The organism is Nocardiopsis sp. NPDC006198 (assembly GCF_040613895.1).
GTDB classification, from domain to species: domain Bacteria; phylum Actinomycetota; class Actinomycetes; order Streptosporangiales; family Streptosporangiaceae; genus Nocardiopsis; species Nocardiopsis tropica.
In genome coordinates, this window is sequence record NZ_JBEXSY010000079.1 from 1 (window position 1) to 19307 (window position 19307).

The window sequence follows — 19307 nt, forward strand, 5'->3', positions numbered from 1 at the left end:
TCCCTTATCACCGCCCCCCCCCCCCCCCCCCGGGCGGCGGTCACGCCGGGGCCGGTCGGCGCCGAGGCCCCCCTTGTGACAGGGGAACCGCGCCGCCGACCGCCGCGCAGGCCCCTCTCCCCGCCTGTGGACGGCCCCGGTCAGCCGAGCAGGTGGGCGTTGACCTCCCGGACCCCCTGGGCGAGGTCGGGGCGCTCGACGACGGTCCTGCCCGCCGCCCGGAGCCGCTCGGCGCCGTCGCAGTCGACGAACAGGGCGGGCTCCCGCCAGGCGAACACCACGCGCGGGACCGGTGTGGTGAGGATGAGCGCGCTGCACGCCGTCGGCCGGGAGGTCCGGGAGCTGCACGGCTCCAGCGACGAGTAGAGGGTGGCCCCGCGCAGACGGGGGTCGCCGGGGTCGGTCCCGCGCAGCGCGGCCTCCTCGGCGTGGTCGCGCGGGTCGTCCCTGCGTGAGTAGCCCTCGCCCAGGACCGTGCCGTCCCCGGCGACCACGACGCAACCGACCGAGAAGGCGGTGGCGGAGGGCGGGCACGACCGGGACAGCTCGACGGTCCGGCGGAGCCAGTGCGCGTCCGCGCCGCCCGCGGCCGGCGGCGGCCCGGGGGTCACCGGTCCTCCCCGCGGGTCCGGGGCACACCCGTCCCGGCGCTCCCGTCCGCCCCGGCCCGTCCTCCCCCGGCCTCCCTCTCCTGCGGGCCGCGGTTGTCGGGGCGGTAGCGCAGGACCGCGACGTCCCCCAGGGCCCTGGCCTCCACGAGGCGCATCGGCGCGGCGGGGGAGTACGGGTAGGCGCCGGGCAGGACGAAGCGCGGCGCGTCCTCCTCCCCCACGAAGAACGGGGCGACCGCCAGCCGGATCTCGTCCACCAGGCCCGACGTGAGGAACATGGTGTGGATGTGGCCGCCGCCCTCCACGAGCAGCCGGCCCACCCCGCGGTTCGCGAGGTCGGCCAGGACGGCCTCGGCGGTGGGCGGGCTTCCGGCGTCGACGACCTCGGCCGGCGGGTCCGAGGCGGGCCTGCCGGACAGGCCGGCCCTGGCGGCGTCCACCCCGGGCCCGCCGGTGTAGACGACCGCACCGGCGTCACCGGTGGAGAAGAACCGGGCCCGGGGGTCGAACTCTCCGCTGCGGGTGACCAGGACCTTGAGCAGGTTCTCGGTGCGGCCCTCCCCGCGTCTGCGCGCGCGCAGGGCAGGGGAGCGTACGAGGAGCCGCGGGTCGTCCGCACGCAGGGTGCCGGCCCCCACGAGGATCGCGTCGCATCCCGCGCGCAACTCGTCCACCTCGGCGAAGTCGGCCTCGTTGGAGAGGCGGAGCCGCTCCGGGGTGGTGTCGTCGATGCGCCCGTCGACCGACATGGCGCAGCTCAGGATGGTGTGGGGACGGTCCATGCCCCCAGGCTAGCGAGACGCCGGCGCCCGGGGCGCACCGCCGCGACGGGAGCGGCCGCGCCGCCATCGGGGCCGGAAGAGGCCATCCGGCGGTTCCGGCGGCGGATCGGGTTTCGGGCCCCGCGCCGGGGGAAGGCCCCCGCCGGGCACCGTGCTCTTTTCGACGACGCAATCCGTTTGCGAAGTGTGCCGTATTCTTCTCCGCCTCCGTTGATTTCCGCAGGCAGTGGGCACGCACGATAAATGGGCGGTCGATTCGTAGTACTAATGCCTTATCCCGGACAGGCCCCGGGGAGCCCTGGACGTCTGCGGCAGCGCTTCCCCCGACCCCTTCCCGCACGCCTCCGGAGCACCATCAGGATCGGAATCCTCCCGCTGGCCCGCCGGGGCAGGGGTTGTGGGGACCGAGCATCCTCCTTGATTCCTCACATAAAGGACATTACGCATATATGTCCTAGCCAACCCAAGTGTGCCGTAAGGTACACGCCCGGTCGACCCGGGGCCACGCGGACGCCGTTTTTTACCACCCGAGTCCGTGACTCGGTTAACAACCACGTCAACCAGGAATAGAATCCAGGGGTCGACCAAACTTCCCCACCTCAGACAAGAGGACGGCGATGTCTCGATTCACTTCCCCCGATTTCCTGAGGCAGGCGGGGGGCAAAAATGTCCGGGCCAACCCTCCGCCCGCCGTCGACCTGGCTCGTCCGAGCCTGGCACGGCTCCGCTCCTTCCACCTCAAGGGCAAGGACCACTTCGAGGTCGATCGCGACCTGGCGAGCAGGGCCGAACGCACCGCACCCGGTTTCCAGGACCTGGTCCTGGGTGAACGCGCCTTCCTCCAACGGGCCGTCCGCCACCTCGCCGAGAGCGAGGGGATCCGGCAGTTCATCCAGGTCGGCGCGGGCCTGCCCGCCCCCGGCGACCCCCACCAGATCGCGCAGGAGCACGCGCCGGGCGCACGCGTCCTCTACGCCACCGACGACCCCGTGGTGCTGACCCACCACCTGGCCCTGCTCCGCGACGGACACACCACCACCGCGGTGCGGGCCGGCCTGACCACCCCGCGCAGGCTCCTGGACGACCCCGAGACCCGGGCGTTCCTCGACCTGGAGCGCCCCGTGGGGCTGCTGCTCACCGGGGTGGTCGCGCACACGTCCGACGCCGACGCCCCGGCCGAGCACATCGCGGCCCTGCGGGACTCCCTCGCGCCCGGCAGCCACATGGTCCTCAGCCACTACTGCCGTCCCGACCAGTCCTTCTTCCCCAAGGACTTCTCCCGGGCCGAACAGCTGGAGAGGGTGTTCCTGGACCGGCTCGGTTCGGGCCGCTGGCGCACGCGCAAGGAGATCGAGGTGTTCTTCGAGGGCTGGGAGGTCCCCGAACCCGGTCTGATCGAGGTCCAGCGCTGGCGCACGCTCCCCGTGGCCCCGCCGGTCCCGGGCTGCTACCAGATGCCGCAGCGCAACCGGCGGCTCATCATCGGCGGCATCGGCAGGATCTGACCGCCTCCGCTCCCCCTGTCCCGCGCTGGAGCCGCCGGCCCGGCAGCGGGAGGGGGCCGCCCCGCAGGGCGGGAGGCGGCGGAGCACCAGGACGGACCCGTGTGTTTGGTCGACCCCGACACCGCGCGGCGAGTGTCCGCGGGGACCGCGTCGCGGCGGTCCCCCGGAACGGTCCGTAGAACGGAAGAGGGCCCCTCCCGTGGGAGGGGCCCTCTTCGTGTGGGCTCCCGCGATTGGACTCGAACCAATGACCTGCCGGTTAACAGCCGGCTGCTCTGCCAATTGAGCTACGCGGGATCGTGCGCCCCCGCGACCCGCGGGCCGTGGCGACAGGACAAGCCTAGCGCCTCCCCCGGGGTGCTCGCGACGTGTTTTCCGGGCTCCCGCGCCGGGCCGCGGCCCCGTCCGCCGGGAGTCAGCCACGGGGTCCGGACATGCGGGAAGGGCCCGCCGGATCTCTCCGACGGGCCCTTCCCGGTACGCTCCCGCGATTGGACTCGAACCAATAACCTGCCGGTTAACAGCCGGCTGCTCTGCCAATTGAGCTACGCGGGATCGCGCGCCCCCGCGACCCGCGGGCCGTGGCGACACCACTAGCGTAGCGCCCCCGGAGAGTGCTCGTGACCGGTGTCGGCACGTGTGGCGGAGCGGCGACAGGGTAACGTGCCAGGCACGGAACACGCCGATCGTCTCCAAGGTCTGAAGAGGGACCCATGCGCTACCGGATCACGTTCGTCGCCGGACTCGCCATCGGATACGTCCTGGGCGCCAAGGCGGGCAGGGCCCGCTACGAGCAGCTCGCACGGACGGCCCGCAGGGTCGCGGACAGCCCCGTCGTCCAGGAGGTCGCCGGGCTCGTCGGTGCCCAGGTCGGCAACGCGGGTCGCACCGTCTACGACAAGACCGTCAACAAGATGCCGATCACGTCGCTGCGCGACTTCCTCGCCCGGCCCACCGACGAGGAGATCGAGCTCGTCGAGTGGGAGACCAGGGTGTCCAACGGCACCCAGCCCGGGAGCGGGCGCTCCGACGACGACGGGACGGACCGCCCGTGACACTGTTCCGCCGCGGCGTCCCCGCGGGTGTCCGCGCCGGGCTGGAGCGGGGCGAGCGCGTGCTGGCGCACGCGCCCGTCGCCGTTCCGGCCGGGCGGGACGCCGGCGAGCAGGTGCTCGTCACCACCACGCGCGCCCTGTACCTGCCCGGCGGGCGGGCCGTGCCCTGGGAGGACATCGACCGGGCGAGCTGGACCCCCGACACCTTCAGGTTCACGGAGGAGGGGGCGGGCGAGCACACGGTCCGCCTGCGCTCCGACCCGGCCGCCGACGGCGTCGACTACCGCCGCCTGGCGGAGACCGTCGCCGAGCGCGTCACCGCGACCATCCTGGTCAACCGCTTCGTGCCGTTCCCCGGCGCCGGATCCACCACCGGTTTCCGGCTGGTGGCGCGCCGTCCGCCCGGCGGCGCCGACGTGGACTGGCGCGTCCACCTGGGCGAGGGCGTCGACCCGGACGACCCGCGCCTGTCCGACGCCGTCTCCCGGGCGCTGTCGGCCCTGCACGACCAGATGGGCGTCTAGGAAGCGCCCTCCGGGTCGGCCCCGGGGCGGGACGGGCGCCGGTCGAGCCCCCGGGCGAGGACCTCTGCCAGGTGCAGGGCCCTGCGCCCCGTTCCCTGCGCGATCTGGGTGCGGCAGCTGTAGCCGTCGGCGAGCACCAGCGTCTCCGGGGCGGCCTCCCGCACCCGGGGCAGCAGCTCGCGCTCCCCGATGGCCCTGGAGACCTCGTAGCGGCCCTCCGTGAACCCGAAGTCCCCCGCGAGCCCGCAGCAGCCCGAGTCCAGGACCTCCCCGTCGATCCCGGCCCTGGCGATGAGCGCGCGGTCGGCGTCGAACCCGATGACCGCGTGCTGGTGGCAGTGCACCTGGGCCAGCGCGGAGGCCGGCACCCGGGGCGGCTGCCAGTCCGGCGCGTACTCCTCCAGGAATCCCGCCAGGGTGTGCACGGACGCGGCCACCCGCTCGCTCTCCGGGCCCGGCAGCAGCTCCAGCAGGTCGTGGCGGAGCGCCGCGGTGCAGCTGGGCTCCAGCCCCACCACCGGCAGCCCCTCCTCGACCAGCGGGGCCAGGGCGCGCACCGCGCGGCGCATGACGGCGCGCGCCACGTCGAGCTGCCCCGTGGACACCCATGTCAGGCCGCAGCACACCTGTCCCCGGGGCAGGACGACGGTGAACCCGGCGTCCTCCAGGACCCGCACGGCGGCGGCGGGCACGCCCGGGTTCATGTGGTTGCCGAAGGTGTCCGGCCACAGGACCACCCTCGGCCCCCCGCGGCGCGCCTCCCCCCGGGCGGCCCGGCGGCGGAAGGCGCGGGTGAAGGTGATGCGGGCGAACGACGGCAGGTCGCGCTCGGCCGCCACCCCGGCGACCCTCTTCGCCAGGCGGGAGACCCCCGGCAGCCGGGTGGCGCGGTCGGCCTCGGCCGGGGCCAGGGCCGCCATCCTCGCCCAGAGCGGCAGCCAGCCCATCGAGTAGTGGGCGGCAGGGCGCACCCGGTTGCGGTAGTGCTGGTGAAGGAACTCGGCCTTGTAGCTCGCCATGTCCACGTTGACGGGGCAGTCGCTCAGGCACCCCTTGCAGGACAGGCACAGGTCGAGGCTCTCGCGCACCTCCTCCGAGCGCCACCCGTCCGTGACGACCTCGCCCCTGGCCATCTCGAACAGCAGGTGGGCGCGGCCCCGTGTGGAGTGCTTCTCCTCCTGGGTGACCTGGTAGCTGGGGCACATGACGCCCGGTCCGGACTGGCGGCGGCACTTGCCGATCCCGGAGCAGCGGCGCAGCGCGCCGGCGGGGTCGCCGCCGTCGTCGCCGTAGGCCAGGGTCGCCCGCGACAGGAGCGGCAGCGGTGTCGCGCCCCGTCCCGGGGACGCCTGCCGGGACGGGGCGGTGTCGGCGGCCACCCGGATGTCGGCGTCGAGCGGGAGGGGGTCGACGATGATGCCGGGGTTCATGAGGCCGGCGGGGTCCCAGACGCGCTTGAACTCCCCGAAGGCGCGGATCAGCCCCTCGGGGTACATGCGGGCCAGGAGTTCGGACCGGGCCTGGCCGTCGCCGTGCTCGCCGGACAGGGACCCGCCGTGCCGGACCACCGTGTCGGCGGCCTCCTCCATGAAAGCCCGGTACTCCTGTCGGCCGCGCTCGTGGGTGAGCTCGAAGTCGATGCGCACGTGGAGGCAGCCGTCGCCGAAGTGCCCGTAGACCACCCCGGACCGGCCGTGGCGCTCCATGAGGGCGTCGAAGTCGCGCAGGTAGGCGCCGAGGTTCGCCGGCGGGACCGCCGCGTCCTCCCAGCCCGACCAGGCGTCCGCCCCGGCGGGGGTGCGCTGGGTGAGCCCGGCGCCCTCCTCGCGGATGCGCCAGAGCGCCCTCTGGTGGGCCGGGTCGGAGACGACGCCGGCGTCCTGGGGGCGGGAGGCCCGGGGAAGGCCGGCCAGCATGCGGTCGGCGGCCTCGGCCGCTCCGCCGGGGTCCGGCCCGGCGATCTCCACCAGGAGCCAGGCGCCGCCCTCGGGGAGGGGGACCCGGGCGCGGGAGCCGTGCAGGTCCAGGGCCGCGACCATGCGGTCGTTGATGCCCTCGACGGTGAGCGGGGCGTGGCCGAGGAGGTCGGGGACCGCGTCGGCGGCCGAGGCGGCGTCCGGGTAGCCGAGGACCGCCAGGGCCCGGGCGGGCGGCGACTCGACGAGGCGGACCGTGGCGCCGAGGACGAACGCGCAGGTGCCCTCGGTTCCGACGAGCGCGGCGGCGACGTTGCGGCCCTTCTCCGGGAGCAGCCGGTCCAGGGCGTAGCCGGAGACGCGGCGCCGGAACTCGGGCATGGCGGTGCGCAGCTCGGCCCGGTGCGCGTCGACGAGGCGGGCCAGCGCGGTGTGGATCTCCCCCTCGCGCCCGGGCCGCCGGGTGAGGGCCTCGAACTCCTCCGCGGTGTCGGAGGAGCCGACGGTGAGGCGGGTGCCGTCGCTGAGCAGCAGGTCGAGGGAGACGATGTTGTCGGCGGTGGTCCCCCAGGCCACGGAGTGGGAGCCGCAGGCGTTGTTGCCGACCATGCCGCCGATGGTGCAGCGGCTGTGGGTGGAGGGGTCGGGCGCGAAGGTCAGCCCGTGTTCGGCGGTGGCGGCGCGCAGGTCGTCGAGGATGACGCCGGGCTGCACGGTGGCGGTGCGGGCCTCGGGGTCGATGTGCTCGATGGCGCGCAGGTGGCGGGAGGTGTCGATGACGACGCCGGTGCCGATGGCGTTGCCCGCGATGGACGTGCCGCCGCCCCTGGGGACGACGGGTACGCCGTGCGCCGCGCAGGCGCGGACGGCCGCCAGGCAGTCCTCGACGGTCTCGGGCACGACCACCGCGAGGGGGACGCGCCGGTAGTTGGAGGCGTCGGACGTGTAGAGGGCGCGGGTGCCCGCGTCGAAGGAGACCGTGCCCCGGATGCTGCTCTCCAGGTCGCGGCGGAGTCCGGCGACGTCGGTTCGGGCGCTGGTACTGCTGTGCGGGTCGGCCATGGTGCCCAGGGTGGCGCGGCCGGTGGCGGCCCCGCAACCGTGCCGCGCGGATCCGTGTCGGCGGGGGCGGGCCTGCGGGCGGAGTCCGCGGGGGACCGGGAACGGCGGCGGGACGGGGCCTCAGGGGGCCGGGACGGCACGCGGGCGGCGGACCGCGGACGGCAGGGCACGGCCCGACTGCGGGGCACGGGCGGCAGGACACGGGCCCGGGCGGGCGGGACGGGCTGCCCGTCCGCCGCGGCGGGGCCTTCGACCGGGCCGGCGGTCAGCCCCCGAGCGACGCGTCCATGGCGCGCACCAGGGTGCCGTCGGGGTCCATGTCCAGGTTCCACACCATGAGCCCGCCCAGGCCCCGGTCGAGTACGTACTCGCCCTTGAGGGCGATCACGTCGGGGTTGTCGTAGGTCCACCACTCGTCGCCGTCGTGGACCCAGTAGGCGCCGGCCTCCTCGTCCAGGTGGCGGCGCCCCTCCAGCTCCTCCAGGTCGCCGAAGGCCATGGTGGGGCCGTCGTAGTGGTCGTCGGCGGGCCCCTCGGCGGTCTGGCCGCGCCCTCCGTCCCGGTCCGAGCGCACGCCCTGCCAGCCCCGGCCGAAGGCGGGGACGCCCATCACCAGCTTCTCCGGGGGAGCCCCCGCGTCGAGGTAGCGCCGGATCGCGGCGTCGACGCTGTTGGCGTCCGGCTGGGAGGCGGGCGCGAACAGGTTCGAGTGGTGGGCGGTCCCGTCGCTCCACGGCCCGGCGAAGTCGTAGCCCTGCACGGTGGCGAAGTCCACCTGCCCGAAGATCGCGGGGTCGTAGGACCCGCTGGTCTCCGCCGCTCCGGACAGGGACACCGACAGGACGTACTCCTCCCCCGTCTCCGCGGACAGCTCGTCGAGCCGGCGGCGGAACTCGGCGACCAGCAGGGTGAAGTTGGCGGCGTCGTCGGGGTGCTCGACGTTGTCGGGGTGCCCGGCTCCCCCGGGCCACTCCCAGTCCAGGTCGATGCCGTCGAAGACCCCGGCGGCCGCGCCGTCGCCCCCTTGGGGCTCGCCGCCGCGGACCGGGAGGTCGCCCCGCAGCCACAGGTCCACGCAGGAGGCCGCGAAGGCCTCACGGGACTCCTGGGTGCGCGCCGCGACCGAGAAGTGGGTCGACCAGTTCCAGCCGCCCAGGGAGAGGCTGGCCCCCAGGTCCGGGTGGCGTTCGCGCAGCAGGCGCAGCTGGTTGAGTCCGCCCGCGAGCTCCTGCTCGTACTCGTCGGGCTCGCCGCCGACGCTCTCGTCCCCCTCGTACCTGCGCTGGTACAGCTCCCACGGCTGGTCGTGGGTGTCGGGGATGTGGCAGAGCCCCTCCGGGCTGATCGCCCCGAACGCCCACATGAGCCGGGTCAGGCGGTCGGCGGAGCCGCTGTCCTCGAACTCCTTGAGGGTGTATCCGCGGTTGGCCACGTTCCAGTCGGCGAAGTACCCGATGCGCTCGGGGTTCCTCGCGGTCGCGACGGCGAAGAGCCCCGTGACCAGTGCCCCGGCGGTGACGACGGCCCCCAGCGCGAGGAGCGGGGAGCGCCGCCGGGGGAGGTCCGGGGTGTTCGGCTGGTTCGGGGTGGCGGTCACCCCTCGACGTTAGGGGCCGGGGGCGGCGGGCACCGGAGGTTCGGCCCATGTCGGCCACATGAGGCCGTTCCCGCCGCGGCGGGGAACCCTGGGGGCGGCCCGTGCGTTGGTCTTCGGGTCCGGGGTGGCGCGGGCGGGCGGCGCGGCGCGGTCAGTCGCCCGTGATGTAGTCGCGCAGGGTGCCGGCCCGGGAGGGGTGCCGGAGCTTGGCCAGGGTCTTGGCCTCGATCTGGCGGATGCGTTCGCGGGTCACCCCGAACTCGCGGCCGACCTCCTCCAGGGTGTGCGGGTGCCCGTCGGCCATCCCGAAGCGCAGCCGGATGATGCGCCGCTCCCGGTCGGACAGGTCGCCGAGGATGGCGTGCAGCTGCTCCTGGAGCAGGGTGAAGGCCGCCGCCTCGACCGGGACGACCGCGTCGGAGTCCTCTATGAAGTCACCGAAGTCGGACTCCTCGTCGCCGATCGGCGCCTGGAGCGACACGGGCTCCCGGGCGATCCGCTGGATCTCCAGGACCCGGTCCCCGACGCATCCGGCGGCCGAGGAGACCTCCGCGGTACTCGGTTCGCGCCCGAGCTGCTGGTGGAGCTGGTGCTGTACCCGGACGAGTTTGTTGATCGTCTCGACCATGTGGACGGGGATGCGGATCGTGCGCGCCTGGTCCGCTATCGCCCGGGTGATGGCCTGCCTGATCCACCACGTCGCGTAGGTGGAGAACTTGAACCCCTTGGCGTAGTCGAACTTCTCGACGGCGCGGATCAGGCCGAGGTTGCCCTCCTGGACGAGGTCGAGGAAGAGCAGGCCCCTCCCCATGTACCGCTTGGCGATCGACACGACCAGGCGGAGGTTGGATTCGATCAGGCGCCTCTTGGCCCGCCCTCCCTCCTCCACGAGGACGGCGAGCTCCTCCAGCGAGCACGCGCCGTCGGCGCACGACCGGCGCTGCGCGTACAGGCCGACCTCGACGGCCCTGGCGAGCTCGACCTCCTGCTCGGCGGTGAGCAGCGGCACCCGGCCGATCTCGCGCAGGTACAGGCGCACCAGGTCCGATCCGGAGCGGCGGGCGCCGTCGGGGGGCTGGGCGGCCTCGTCGGGGTCGGAGACCTCGATGCCGATCCGGGCGAGGTGGGCGACCGTCCGGTCCAGCGACTCCGGCGGCGCGTCCAGTCGCTCCAGGGCCGAGGCGACCTCGCTCCGGCTGACCGCCCCGCCACCGGTGTCGGGGAGCAGTCCGGCCACCTGGCGAATGGGCGGCATTTCGTTGGTCGCAACCGTGGGAGACACCATCCCATTGTGCCCTTTCGGGCACCGGAAAAGGGAGAACTACTATTGTCACCCCGGTGCTACATACCGTCCGCCAACTCGTCCTGGAAGGCACGTTTTTCCTGCTGGAGCGCCATGAGTTCGGTCAATACCCGCTGTTGTTCCTCAACCTGGGAACCCGATCCCAGGCGGGACAGCTCTGACCTCAGGTTTGACTCGCGCCGGTTGATGGAATGAGTTCTGATTGTGCTCAGCATTTGCCGCGCGTAATGCTCGTCGAGTTCTCCGTAGAACTCCACCTGCTCGACCGCCAGCCGGGTGAGGAAATCCCGCTGGGTCTCGTTGGGAGCGGCCTCCCGCAGGGCGCTCACCCACGCGGCGGGGTCGTGCGCGGCGGCCACTCCCCCCGCGGCGATGATGAGCTGGAGCACCGCCTTGTGCTGGGGGACGGTGAAGTCCTCGTCGGTGAACTTGTCGAAGCCGACGGCCAGGGACGGGTACTGGAGGGCGATCTTGAGCGCCTGGCGCTCGCGGAGCAGGGACTGGTCGTTCAGGTTGTACGGGGCGTCCTGCGCGTCGGGGGTGGGAACGGGGCGCGCCGCGGGCGCGGCCGTCCGCCCCTCCTGCGCGCCTCCCCGGCGGATGTGCTGGTTGACGCGGCGCAGCACGAAGGACTCGTCCAGGATGCCGAGCCAGCGGTCCAGGTTGGTGCCGTAGAGCCTGCGCACCCCCGCGTTGCGGATGCTGGCGACCACCGGCGCGGCGGCGTCCAGCGCGGCGATGCGGCCCTCGGGCGCGGAGAGGTCGTAGTCCTCGATGACCTTGCGGATCATGAACTCGTACAGGGGCGCGGGGTTGTCGACGAGGTCCGCCACCGCCTGGTCCCCGTGGCGGAGCCGCAGGTCGCAGGGGTCGAGCCCGTCGGGCTGGACGGCCACGAAGGTCTCGGAGGCGAAGCCGTGCTCCTCGGCGAAGGCGCGCACCGCGGCCTTCTGGCCGGCCGCGTCTCCGTCGAACGTGAACACCACCCGGCCGCCCTGGTTGGAGCGGCCCAGGAGCATGCGGCGCAGGATCTTGAGGTGGTCCTCGCCGAAGGAGGTGCCGCACGTGGCGACCGCGGTGGTCACCCCGGCCAGGTGGCAGGCCATGACGTCGGTGTAGCCCTCGACGATGACCGCCTGGCTCTTCTGGGAGATGTCGCGTTTGGCCAGGTCGAGGCCGTACAGCAGCCGCCCCTTGTGGAAGATGGGGCTCTCCGGCGAGTTGAGGTACTTGGGCCCGTCCTCGGCCGGGTCGAGCTTGCGCGCGCCGAAGCCGACGACCTCCCCGGTGACCTCGCGGATGGGCCACAGCAGCCGGTTGCGGAAGCGGTCGTAGGCGCCCCGACGCCCCTGGCTGGCCAGCCCGCCCTCGATCAGCTCCTGGTCGGTGAAGCCCTTGCGTCGCAGGTGCGAGGTGAGGTTCTCCCATCCGGCGGGCGCGTAGCCCAGGCCGAAGTGCTCGGCGTGGACGCGGTTGAAGCCGCGCTCGTCGAGGAAGCGGCGGGCGGTGACGGCCCCGGCGGTGAGGAGCTGCTCGGCGAAGTACTCCGCGGCGGCGCGGTGCGCGTCGAGGAGGCGCTGCCGTTTGCCCGAGTCGTGCCGCGCCGTGCTGCGGCCGCCCTCCTCGTAGCGCAGGGTGACGCCGACCTGCCGGGCGAGCGACTCGACGGCCTCGGCGAAGCTGAGGCTGTCGATCTTCTGCAGGAAGGAGATGGTGTCCCCGCCCTCCCCGCAGCCGAAGCAGTACCAGAGGTTCTTGGAGGGGGTGACGTTGAAGGAGGGGGACTTCTCGTCGTGGAAGGGGCACAGCCCCTTCAGCGAGCCGCCTCCCGCGTTGCGGAGCTGGAGGTACTCGCCGATCACGTCCGCGATGGGCGCGCGTTCGCGTACGAGCGCGATGTCTTCGTCTCTGATCCGGCCTGCCACGGTCCCCAGGGTAGTTCTCCCCCGGGACGTTCCGACCGCCGTCCGGGGCACCGCGGGTTCTCCGGCCGTCCACGCCCCTGACACCGGGGGGTCGGCTCCTCGCCGGTCGGCCCTGGGAGGGTGCGACCACCACCGGTCCAACCGAGGAGGGACGACGCGGTGCCTGGCATCCCCCACCGGCCCGGCCGCACCAGGACGTTGTTCGTCGTGGCCGCCGGAACAGTCATCGTGGCGCTGCTCGCGGCCATCGGCGTGGTCCTGGTCGACCGCGTCCTCGGGGACCGCAGGCCGGTCGAGGGGATCGTCGGGTCGGAGAAGGTCGCGTTCTTCGAGGACGAGCGCGTCGTGGAGAGGTTCGGCGAGCTGGGGTACGAGGTGCGGGTGCGCCCGCGCGGATCGCGCCTGCTGGCGGAGGAGCCCGGCGACGCGGACTTCGTCTCCCCCGGCTCCCGGCACCTGGCCGAGCGCGCCAGGGAGCTCAACGGGGTCACCGCCGAGTACCAGCCGTTCAGCACCCCGATGGTCCTCCTCGCCTACGAGCCGATGGTCCGGGCCCTGGAGGAGGCAGGGGTCGCCCGGCGGGCCGAGGACGGCGCGTGGGAGTTCGACATGGCGGCCTACCTGGAGCTGACGGAGGAGCGGACCCGCTGGCGCGACCTGCCCGGCGACTCGGTGAGCTCCAGCAACCGCAACGAGGTCCTGATCCGGACCACCGACCCGCGCACCTCCAACTCGGCCGCCATGTACGTGGCCGTCCTCTCCTACCTGCTCAACGGCGAGGAGGCCGTGTCCCCGGGCCCGGTGGACCGGGAGATCGTCGACACGCTCTCCCGGCTCTTCCTCGCCCAGGGCCAGCCCCCCGAGTCCTCGCAGCAGCCCTTCGAGCAGTTCCGGGACCTCGGCGCGGGCCACACGCCGCTGGTGTGGGTCTACGAGTCCCAGTACGTCCACGCCATGGTGGAGGGCCCCGCCCCGGCGGACGGCGTGGTGGTGCTCTACCCGGGGCCGACCGTGTACGCCGAGCACACCGTCGTCCCCCTCACCGGGGCGGGCGACGAGGTCGGGCGCCTGCTCACCGGGGACGCGGAGCTCCAGGCGCTGGCGGCCGGCCACGGGTTCCGCACCGAGGACACCCGGCACTTCCAGGACCTGGTGGACGAGCACGGCCTCTCCGTCCGCACGCAGGTCGCCGACGTGGTCCACCCGCCCGCCTACGAGGCCCTGGAGTCCCTGCTGACCGGTATCGAGGACGCCTACACGAGCAGCGGGATGCGTCCGCCCGCGGACGACGGGGAGGACACGGGCCGCGCCGGCGGAGGCGCGGCGGCGGGAGGGGCGGGATGAGGTCCCCGACGGCTTCCGCGGCGGGCGCCGCGGCCCTGGCCCTGGTCCTGGCGGCCGGGGCGTGCACGGTCCCGGGCGGGTCCGCGGACACCCTGAGGGTGCTGGCGGGCAGCGAGATCGCCGACCTGGAACCCCTGCTGGAGGAGGTCTCCGAGCGGACCGGCGTGACGGTGGAGCTGGACTACACCGGCACCCTGGACGGACTCGCCCGGGTGGCCGGGGGCGACACCGACGGGTACGACGCCGTCTGGTTCGGCTCGAACCGCTACCTGCACCTGGACGGGGGCGGCAGGACGGCCGTGCACACCGAGACCCCCGTCATGGTCTCCCCCGTGGTCCTGGGCGTGACCGGGTCGCGCGCGGACGAGCTGGGGTGGACCGGCGGCGCGGAGGTGACCTGGGCGGACGTGAGCAGGGCGGTCGCGGAGGAGGGTCTGACCTACGGGATGACCCACCCCGGCGCCTCCAACTCCGGCTTCTCGGCGCTGATCGGCGTGGCCTCGGCCCTGGCCGACACGGGCACCGCCCTGGAGAGCCGGGACGTGGAGAGGGTCCGCCCGGAGCTGGAGGAGTTCTTCGGGGGCCAGGAGGTCACCGCGGGCTCGTCCGGATGGCTGTCGGAGGCGTTCGAGCGGCGCGCCCGCGAGGGGCGGCCGGTGGACGGCCTGATCAACTACGAGTCGGTGCTGCTGTCGCTGAACGCCTCCGGCGCGCTGGAGGAGCCGCTCGCGCTGGTGCACCCCGCGGACGGCGCGGTGACGGCCGACTACCCGCTGACACTGCTGGCGGACCCCTCGGAGGACGCCGTGTCCGCGTACGGGCGCCTGGTCGAGGACCTGCTGTCGGGCCCGACCCAGCAGCGGATCGCCGACGACACGTGGCGCCGCCCGGTCTCCCCGGACGCGGTGCTGCGGGCGCAGGTCCCGCCCCTGGTGGAGCTGCCGTTCCCCGCCCACAGGCAGGTGGTGGACGACCTGGTCGCCGACTACGTCGGCGTCCTGCGCCGTCCGGCGCGCACCGTGTACGTGCTGGACGTGTCGGGATCGATGGAGGGCGAGCGCATCCGTGAGCTGCGGTCGGCGCTGGTGGCCCTGACGGGGGCGGACGGCGGGTCCCTGGCCCGGCGGACGCAGGCGTTCCAGGAGCGGGAGGAGATCACGCTGCTGCCGTTCGCCACCGAGCCCGGTGAGCCGCGCACGTTCGTGATGGAGCCGGGGTCCGCGGACGCGGTCGCGGAGGACGTGGCGGAGGAGGTCCGGTCCCTGGAGGCCGACGGCGAGACGGCCACCTACGACGCGCTGCGGGAGGCGTACGCTCTGCTGGAGGGCGGTTCCGGCGACCACCTGACGTCGGTGGTGCTGATGACCGACGGCGAGGTGAACCTGGGTTCGGACCTGGAGGACTTCCGGCTCTCCCTGGAGGGGCTGTCGCCGGAGGCGGCGGCCGCGCCCGTCTTCACGGTGCTGTTCGGCGACTCGGACGAGTCGGAGATGTCGAGCGTCGCCGAGGTGACGGGCGGCCGGGTCTTCGACGCCCGCGAACAGGACCTCGAACAGATCTTCCGGGAGATCCGCGGCTACCAGTAGGGCCGGCGGGGCGGCGCCCTCGGCCGCTGTCGGCGGCGGCCCGGCGGGGCGCCGTGCGGGGAAGCGGTCCGCTCCCCCGCACGGCGGGTCCTCAGGGCCCCGCGCGGACACCTCCCTCCCCGGACGGGGACGGGTCGTCCGCCTTCGGGCCGGCTCCCCGGGCCGTCCCGCCCGGGGGCCTCACGTCGAGGGTGCGCCCCACGGTGACGCGGCGCTTGTTGTAGATGTCGAACGCCACCGCGAGCAGCAGCACCAGGCCCTTGATGAGCTGCTGCCAGTCCACGCCGAGACCGATCAGCGACATGCCGTTGTTGAGCACGCCCATGACCAGGGCCCCGACCACGGCCCCGACGACGGTGCCCACGCCCCCGGCGGCGGACGCCCCGCCGATGAAGGCCGCGGCGATCGCGTCCAGCTCGAACATGGTCCCCGCGCCCGGAGTGGCCGCGTTGAGCCGTCCCGTGAACACGAGGCCGGCGAGGGCGGAGAGCACGCCCATGTTGACGAACACCCAGAACGTGGTGCGGCGCGTCCTGATCCCCGACAGCGCCGCGGCCTGTTCGCTGCCCCCGACGGCGTACACGCGGCGGCCGGCGGTCGTGGACCGCATGACGAACGAGTAGCCGGCGATGAGGGCGACCAGCAGCAGCCCCACGAGGGGGAGCCCGTTGTACTGGGCCAGCACGTAGGCGAACACCATGATGACCGCGGCGGTCACCGCCGAGACCAGCACCGTGACCGCGGTCGGCGCCGTGGGCAGCTCGTGCCTGAGGTCGCGCGCCCGCGAACGCCACTGGATCCACACCACGGCCGCGGCGCCGGCCGCGCCCAGCAGGAGGGTCGGCAGGTGCAGGCCCAGGACCTCGACGTCGGGCAGGAAGCCGCTCGCCATGTTCCGCAGCGAGGTGGGCAGCGGGGCGATGGACTCCCCGCCCAGCACGGCCAGGGTCGCCCCGCGGAAGACGAGCATCCCGGCGAGGGTCACGATGAACGCGGGCACGCGCACGTACGCGACCCAGAACCCCTGCCAGGCGCCGATGAGGGCGCCCAGGAGCAGTGCCGCGGGGACGACCACGACCGTGGGCAGCCCCCACGACGTGAGCATGATGGCCGAGACCGCGCCCGTGAACGCCACCACCGAGCCGACCGACAGGTCGATGTGCCCGGTGACGATGACCAGCATCATCCCGATCGCCAGGATCAGGATGTAGGAGTTCTGCATGATCAGGTTGGTGACGTTGAGCGGGGTCAGCAGCAGCCCCCCGGTGAGGATCTGGAACAGCACGATGATCGCCACCAGGGCGACGGCCATGCCGTACTGCCGCGCGTTCGCCCGTATCAGGGTCGTGGCGAGTGTCAACGGACGGGTGGTCATCGCGGGCTCCTCGGGTCGGTCCGGTCCTGGTCGCCGGTCCGTGTCATGAGTCTCATGAGGGTCTCCTGGTCGGCCTCCTCGCCCGGGACCTCGCCGGTGATCCGGCCCTCGCACAGGGTGAGGATCCGGTCGCACATGCCGAGGAGCTCGGGGAGCTCCGAGGAGATGAACAGCACGCACGCGCCCTCGGCGGCGAGCCTGCGCACGATCAGGTAGATCTCGTACTTGGCCCCGACGTCGATGCCCCGGGTGGGCTCGTCGAGGATGAGCAGCTCGGGGCGCGTGAACAGCCACTTGCCGAGCACGACCTTCTGCTGGTTGCCGCCGCTGAGGGTGCGCACCGCCTGGGTGGTGCCGTGGCTGCGGACGCGCATCCGCTCGCTCATGCGCGCCGCCTCCACCGCCTCCAGCCCGGGGTCGAGGACCCCGCGGGAGGAGACCCGGTCCAGGGCCGCCATGGTGGTGTTGTGGCGGATGTCGTCGTCCAGGATGAGCCCGAGCGTCTTGCGGTCCTCGGGGACGTAGGCGACGCCGCCGCGGATCGCGGCGGCCACGGTGCCGGTGTCCAGCTCCTCCCCGTCCTTGGTCAGGCTGCCCCTGACACGGCGCCCGTAGGAGCGGCCGAACAGGTTCATGGCGAACTCGGTGCGCCCCGCGCCCATGAGCCCGGCGAGCCCGACGACCTCCCCGCGCCGCACGGTGAGGCCGACCCCGTCGACCATGAGCCGCCCCGGCTGGGTCGGGTGCGCCACCGTCCAGTCGCGGACCTCGAAGCGTGTCCCTCCGATCTCGCCGACCCGCTCGGGGTAGCGCTGGTCCAGGTCGCGGCCGACCATCCCCCGGATGATGCGGTCCTCGTCGACGGAGGGCGTCCCGTCCTCGCCCCGCTCCACGGCCAGGGTCTCCACGGCGCGGCCGTCCCTCAGGATGGTGATCTCGTCGCTGACCCGGACGACCTCGCCGAGCTTGTGCGAGATGAGGATGCAGGTCACCCCCTCGTCCCGGAGCCCGAGGAGCAGGTCCAGGAGCCGGTCGCTCTCCACCTCGGTCAGGGCGGAGGTCGGCTCGTCGAGGATGAGCAGCCGCACCCGCTTGGCGAGCGCCTTGGCGATCTCCACGAGCTGCTGCGCGCCCACGCTGAGGGCCGACACCGGCGTGGTGGGCGCCTCGTCGAGGCCGACCCGCCGCAGGAGTGCGCGCGCCTCGGCGTGGGTGGCCCCCCAGTCGACGACGCCGCGCCGGGCCCTCTCGTGGCCGAGGAAGATGTTCTCTCCGACCGACAGCTGGGGGACGAGCGCCAGCTCCTGGTGGATGATGGCGATCCCGGCGCGCTCGCTGTCGGCGACCCCCGCGAAGGCGCAGGGGTCGCCGTCGACGAGGATCTCGCCGTCGTAGGAGCCCGCCGGGTGGACCCCGCTGAGCACCTTCATCAGCGTGGACTTCCCGGCGCCGTTCTCGCCCATGAGGGCGTGGACGCTCCCGTGTCCGACGCTCAGCGACACACCGTCCAGGGCGCGCACGCCGGGGAACTCCTTGCGGATGTCGCGCATCAGCAGCAGTGGCCTGCCGGTGGGGGCCGGTCGTGTCTGCGTCTCGCTCATTCGAGGTCGGACTCCTCGTAGTAGCCGCTGCCGACCAGTTCCTCCTCGTAGTTGTCGATGTCCACCGACACCGGCTCGAGCAGGAAGGCGGGGACCACCTTGACCCCGTTGTCGTAGCTCTCGGTGTCGTTGACCTCGACGTCCTCCTCGGCGAGGAGGGACTCGACCATGTCGACCGTCTGGGCGGCCAGGGCCCGGGTGTCCTTGAAGACGGTCTGGGTCTGCTCGCCCGCGATGATCGACTTGACCGAGGACACCTCGGCGTCCTGGCCGGTGATGACGGGCAGGGGCCTGTCCCCGCTCCCGTAGCCGACCGCCCTCAGGGACTCGATCACGCCGAGGCTGATGCCGTCGAAGGGCGACAGGACGGCGTCCACCTCCTCGTCGGAGTAGTGGGCGCTGAGGAGGTTGTCCATCCGGGCCTGGGCGACGGCGCCGTCCCAGCGCTCGGTGGAGATCTGGTTCATGGAGGTCTGCCCGCTGCGGACGACCAGCGTCTCGTCGTCGATGTAGGGCTGGAGCACGGCCATCGCGCCGTCGTTGAAGAAGAAGGAGTTGTTGTCGTTGAGCGGACCGCCGAACAGCTCGATGTCGAAGGGCCCCTCCTCGTTCTCCAGGTCGAGGGCGTCGACGATGTAGTCGCCCTGGAGCTCGCCGACCCGGAGGTTGTCGAAGGTGGCGTAGTAGTCGACGTGCTCGCTGTCGAGGATGAGGCGGTCGTAGGCGATCACGGGGATGTCGTTGTCCGCCGCCATGTCGAGGACGTCGCCCAGGGCGGCGCCGTCGATCGCGGCGATCACCAGGACGTCGACGCCCCGGGTGATCATGTTCTCGATCTGGGAGATCTGGTCCTGCACCACGTCCTCGGCGAACTGGAGGTCGGTGCCGAAGCCGCGCTCCTCGAACTCCTCGACCATGTTGGCGCCGTCGGCGATCCAGCGCTCCGACGACTGGGTGGGCATGGAGATGCCGATGGTTCCGGCCTCCCCCTCGGGGCGGGCGGCGTCCCCTACGCCGCCGCAGGCGGTGAGCAGGAGCGACGCCCCTATGACTGCCAGGGCCGGGAGGGCCCTCCGGTGGTCTCGCATGTACTGGTTCCTCTTCCTTCCGGTGGGGGGTGG

General features: G+C 73.2%; 14 protein-coding genes and 2 tRNA genes. 5 read left to right on the forward strand and 11 right to left on the reverse strand.

All coding sequences use genetic code 11. The features are described 5' to 3' along the window. Nucleotides 1-140: 140 nt before the first annotated feature. Complete coding sequence (locus ABZ234_RS30445; protein WP_355014305.1) at nucleotides 141-611, reverse strand: deaminase; 471 nt, start codon at nucleotides 609-611, stop codon at nucleotides 141-143. Next, entirely contained in the window at nucleotides 608-1393 is a 786-nt protein-coding gene (locus ABZ234_RS30450) for a dihydrofolate reductase family protein (RefSeq protein WP_344176222.1), read from the reverse strand. The genes ABZ234_RS30445 and ABZ234_RS30450 overlap by 4 nt, the downstream gene beginning before the upstream one ends. Before the next feature lie 617 nt (nucleotides 1394-2010). Here ABZ234_RS30450 and ABZ234_RS30455 point away from each other — a divergent pair. After that, nucleotides 2011-2898: an SAM-dependent methyltransferase gene (locus ABZ234_RS30455; RefSeq protein ID WP_267945928.1), complete on the forward strand. Its 888-nt coding sequence runs from the start codon at nucleotides 2011-2013 to the stop codon at nucleotides 2896-2898. Nucleotides 2899-3122: 224 nt separating this feature from the next. On the opposite strand, the gene ABZ234_RS30460 is transcribed toward ABZ234_RS30455, so the two are convergent. Then, nucleotides 3123-3195 (reverse strand) — tRNA-Asn (locus tag ABZ234_RS30460). 185 nt (nucleotides 3196-3380) lie between these two features. Further along, a tRNA-Asn gene (locus ABZ234_RS30465) sits at nucleotides 3381-3453 on the reverse strand. Between the two features lie 158 nt (nucleotides 3454-3611). On the opposite strand from ABZ234_RS30465, the gene ABZ234_RS30470 reads away from it, so the two are divergent. Together ABZ234_RS30470 and ABZ234_RS30475 are read left to right on the forward strand one after the other, a co-directional pair. Further along, entirely contained in the window at nucleotides 3612-3953 is a 342-nt protein-coding gene (locus tag ABZ234_RS30470; protein ID WP_355014306.1) for a hypothetical protein, read from the forward strand. After that, nucleotides 3950-4477 carry a hypothetical protein gene (locus ABZ234_RS30475; RefSeq protein WP_267945930.1) on the forward strand — a complete coding sequence of 176 codons (528 nt, stop codon included), beginning with the start codon at nucleotides 3950-3952 and terminating at the stop codon, nucleotides 4475-4477. The genes ABZ234_RS30470 and ABZ234_RS30475 overlap by 4 nt, the downstream gene beginning before the upstream one ends. Here the strand turns inward: ABZ234_RS30475 and ABZ234_RS30480 are convergent. The 4 genes from ABZ234_RS30480 to dnaG form a co-directional block, all read right to left on the reverse strand. Beyond that, a complete protein-coding gene (locus ABZ234_RS30480) occupies nucleotides 4474-7455 on the reverse strand; it encodes an FAD-binding and (Fe-S)-binding domain-containing protein (protein ID WP_355014307.1) in 2982 nt (993 codons plus the stop codon). The two genes, ABZ234_RS30475 and ABZ234_RS30480, sit on opposite strands and share 4 nt — an antisense overlap. Before the next feature lie 265 nt (nucleotides 7456-7720). After that, entirely contained in the window at nucleotides 7721-9052 is a 1332-nt protein-coding gene (locus tag ABZ234_RS30485; RefSeq protein ID WP_267945932.1) for a glycoside hydrolase family 18 protein, read from the reverse strand. A gap of 151 nt (nucleotides 9053-9203) precedes the next feature. Then, nucleotides 9204-10289: an RNA polymerase sigma factor RpoD gene (rpoD, locus tag ABZ234_RS30490; RefSeq protein ID WP_355014316.1), complete on the reverse strand. Its 1086-nt coding sequence runs from the start codon at nucleotides 10287-10289 to the stop codon at nucleotides 9204-9206. A gap of 104 nt (nucleotides 10290-10393) precedes the next feature. After that, nucleotides 10394-12280: a DNA primase gene (dnaG, locus tag ABZ234_RS30495; protein ID WP_267945934.1), complete on the reverse strand. Its 1887-nt coding sequence runs from the start codon at nucleotides 12278-12280 to the stop codon at nucleotides 10394-10396. 159 nt (nucleotides 12281-12439) lie between these two features. Between dnaG and ABZ234_RS30500 the strand changes: the two genes are divergently transcribed. After that, nucleotides 12440-13624 carry a hypothetical protein gene (locus tag ABZ234_RS30500; RefSeq protein ID WP_355014308.1) on the forward strand — a complete coding sequence of 395 codons (1185 nt, stop codon included), beginning with the start codon at nucleotides 12440-12442 and terminating at the stop codon, nucleotides 13622-13624. Then, nucleotides 13621-15210 carry a VWA domain-containing protein gene (locus tag ABZ234_RS30505; protein WP_355014309.1) on the forward strand — a complete coding sequence of 530 codons (1590 nt, stop codon included), beginning with the start codon at nucleotides 13621-13623 and terminating at the stop codon, nucleotides 15208-15210. Before ABZ234_RS30500 ends, ABZ234_RS30505 begins: the two co-directional genes overlap by 4 nt. 91 nt (nucleotides 15211-15301) lie before the next feature. Here the strand turns inward: ABZ234_RS30505 and mmsB are convergent, their stop codons facing one another. Genes mmsB through chvE form a run of 3 tightly spaced genes read right to left on the reverse strand, consistent with a single transcriptional unit; the run spans nucleotide 15302 to nucleotide 19274 of the window. Continuing rightward, the gene (gene mmsB, locus ABZ234_RS30510) at nucleotides 15302-16585 is read right to left on the reverse strand and encodes a multiple monosaccharide ABC transporter permease (protein WP_355014310.1); all 1284 of its coding nucleotides are present in this window, start codon (nucleotides 16583-16585) and stop codon (nucleotides 15302-15304) included. Further along, nucleotides 16582-18186: a sugar ABC transporter ATP-binding protein gene (locus ABZ234_RS30515; RefSeq protein WP_267945938.1), complete on the reverse strand. Its 1605-nt coding sequence runs from the start codon at nucleotides 18184-18186 to the stop codon at nucleotides 16582-16584. Before ABZ234_RS30515 ends, mmsB begins: the two co-directional genes overlap by 4 nt. After that, nucleotides 18183-19274, reverse strand: coding sequence for a multiple monosaccharide ABC transporter substrate-binding protein (gene chvE / locus ABZ234_RS30520; RefSeq protein ID WP_267945939.1), 1092 nt, complete (start codon nucleotides 19272-19274; stop codon nucleotides 18183-18185). The genes ABZ234_RS30515 and chvE overlap by 4 nt, the downstream gene beginning before the upstream one ends. Between the last annotated feature and the right edge of the window lie 33 nt (nucleotides 19275-19307).

Excerpts from the sequence above, each read along its gene's own strand:
- ABZ234_RS30450 (WP_344176222.1), bottom strand. The coding sequence starts at position 1,393 with ATGGACCGTCCCCACACCATCCTGAGCTGCGCCATGTCGGTCGACGGG.
- ABZ234_RS30455 (WP_267945928.1), top strand. The coding sequence starts at position 2,011 with ATGTCTCGATTCACTTCCCCCGATTTCCTGAGGCAGGCGGGGGGCAAA.
- ABZ234_RS30470 (WP_355014306.1), top strand. The coding sequence starts at position 3,612 with ATGCGCTACCGGATCACGTTCGTCGCCGGACTCGCCATCGGATACGTC.
- ABZ234_RS30480 (WP_355014307.1), bottom strand. The coding sequence starts at position 7,455 with ATGGCCGACCCGCACAGCAGTACCAGCGCCCGAACCGACGTCGCCGGA.
- ABZ234_RS30505 (WP_355014309.1), top strand. The coding sequence starts at position 13,621 with ATGAGGTCCCCGACGGCTTCCGCGGCGGGCGCCGCGGCCCTGGCCCTG.
- mmsB (WP_355014310.1), bottom strand. The coding sequence starts at position 16,585 with ATGACCACCCGTCCGTTGACACTCGCCACGACCCTGATACGGGCGAAC.
- ABZ234_RS30515 (WP_267945938.1), bottom strand. The coding sequence starts at position 18,186 with ATGAGCGAGACGCAGACACGACCGGCCCCCACCGGCAGGCCACTGCTG.
- chvE (WP_267945939.1), bottom strand. The coding sequence starts at position 19,274 with ATGCGAGACCACCGGAGGGCCCTCCCGGCCCTGGCAGTCATAGGGGCG.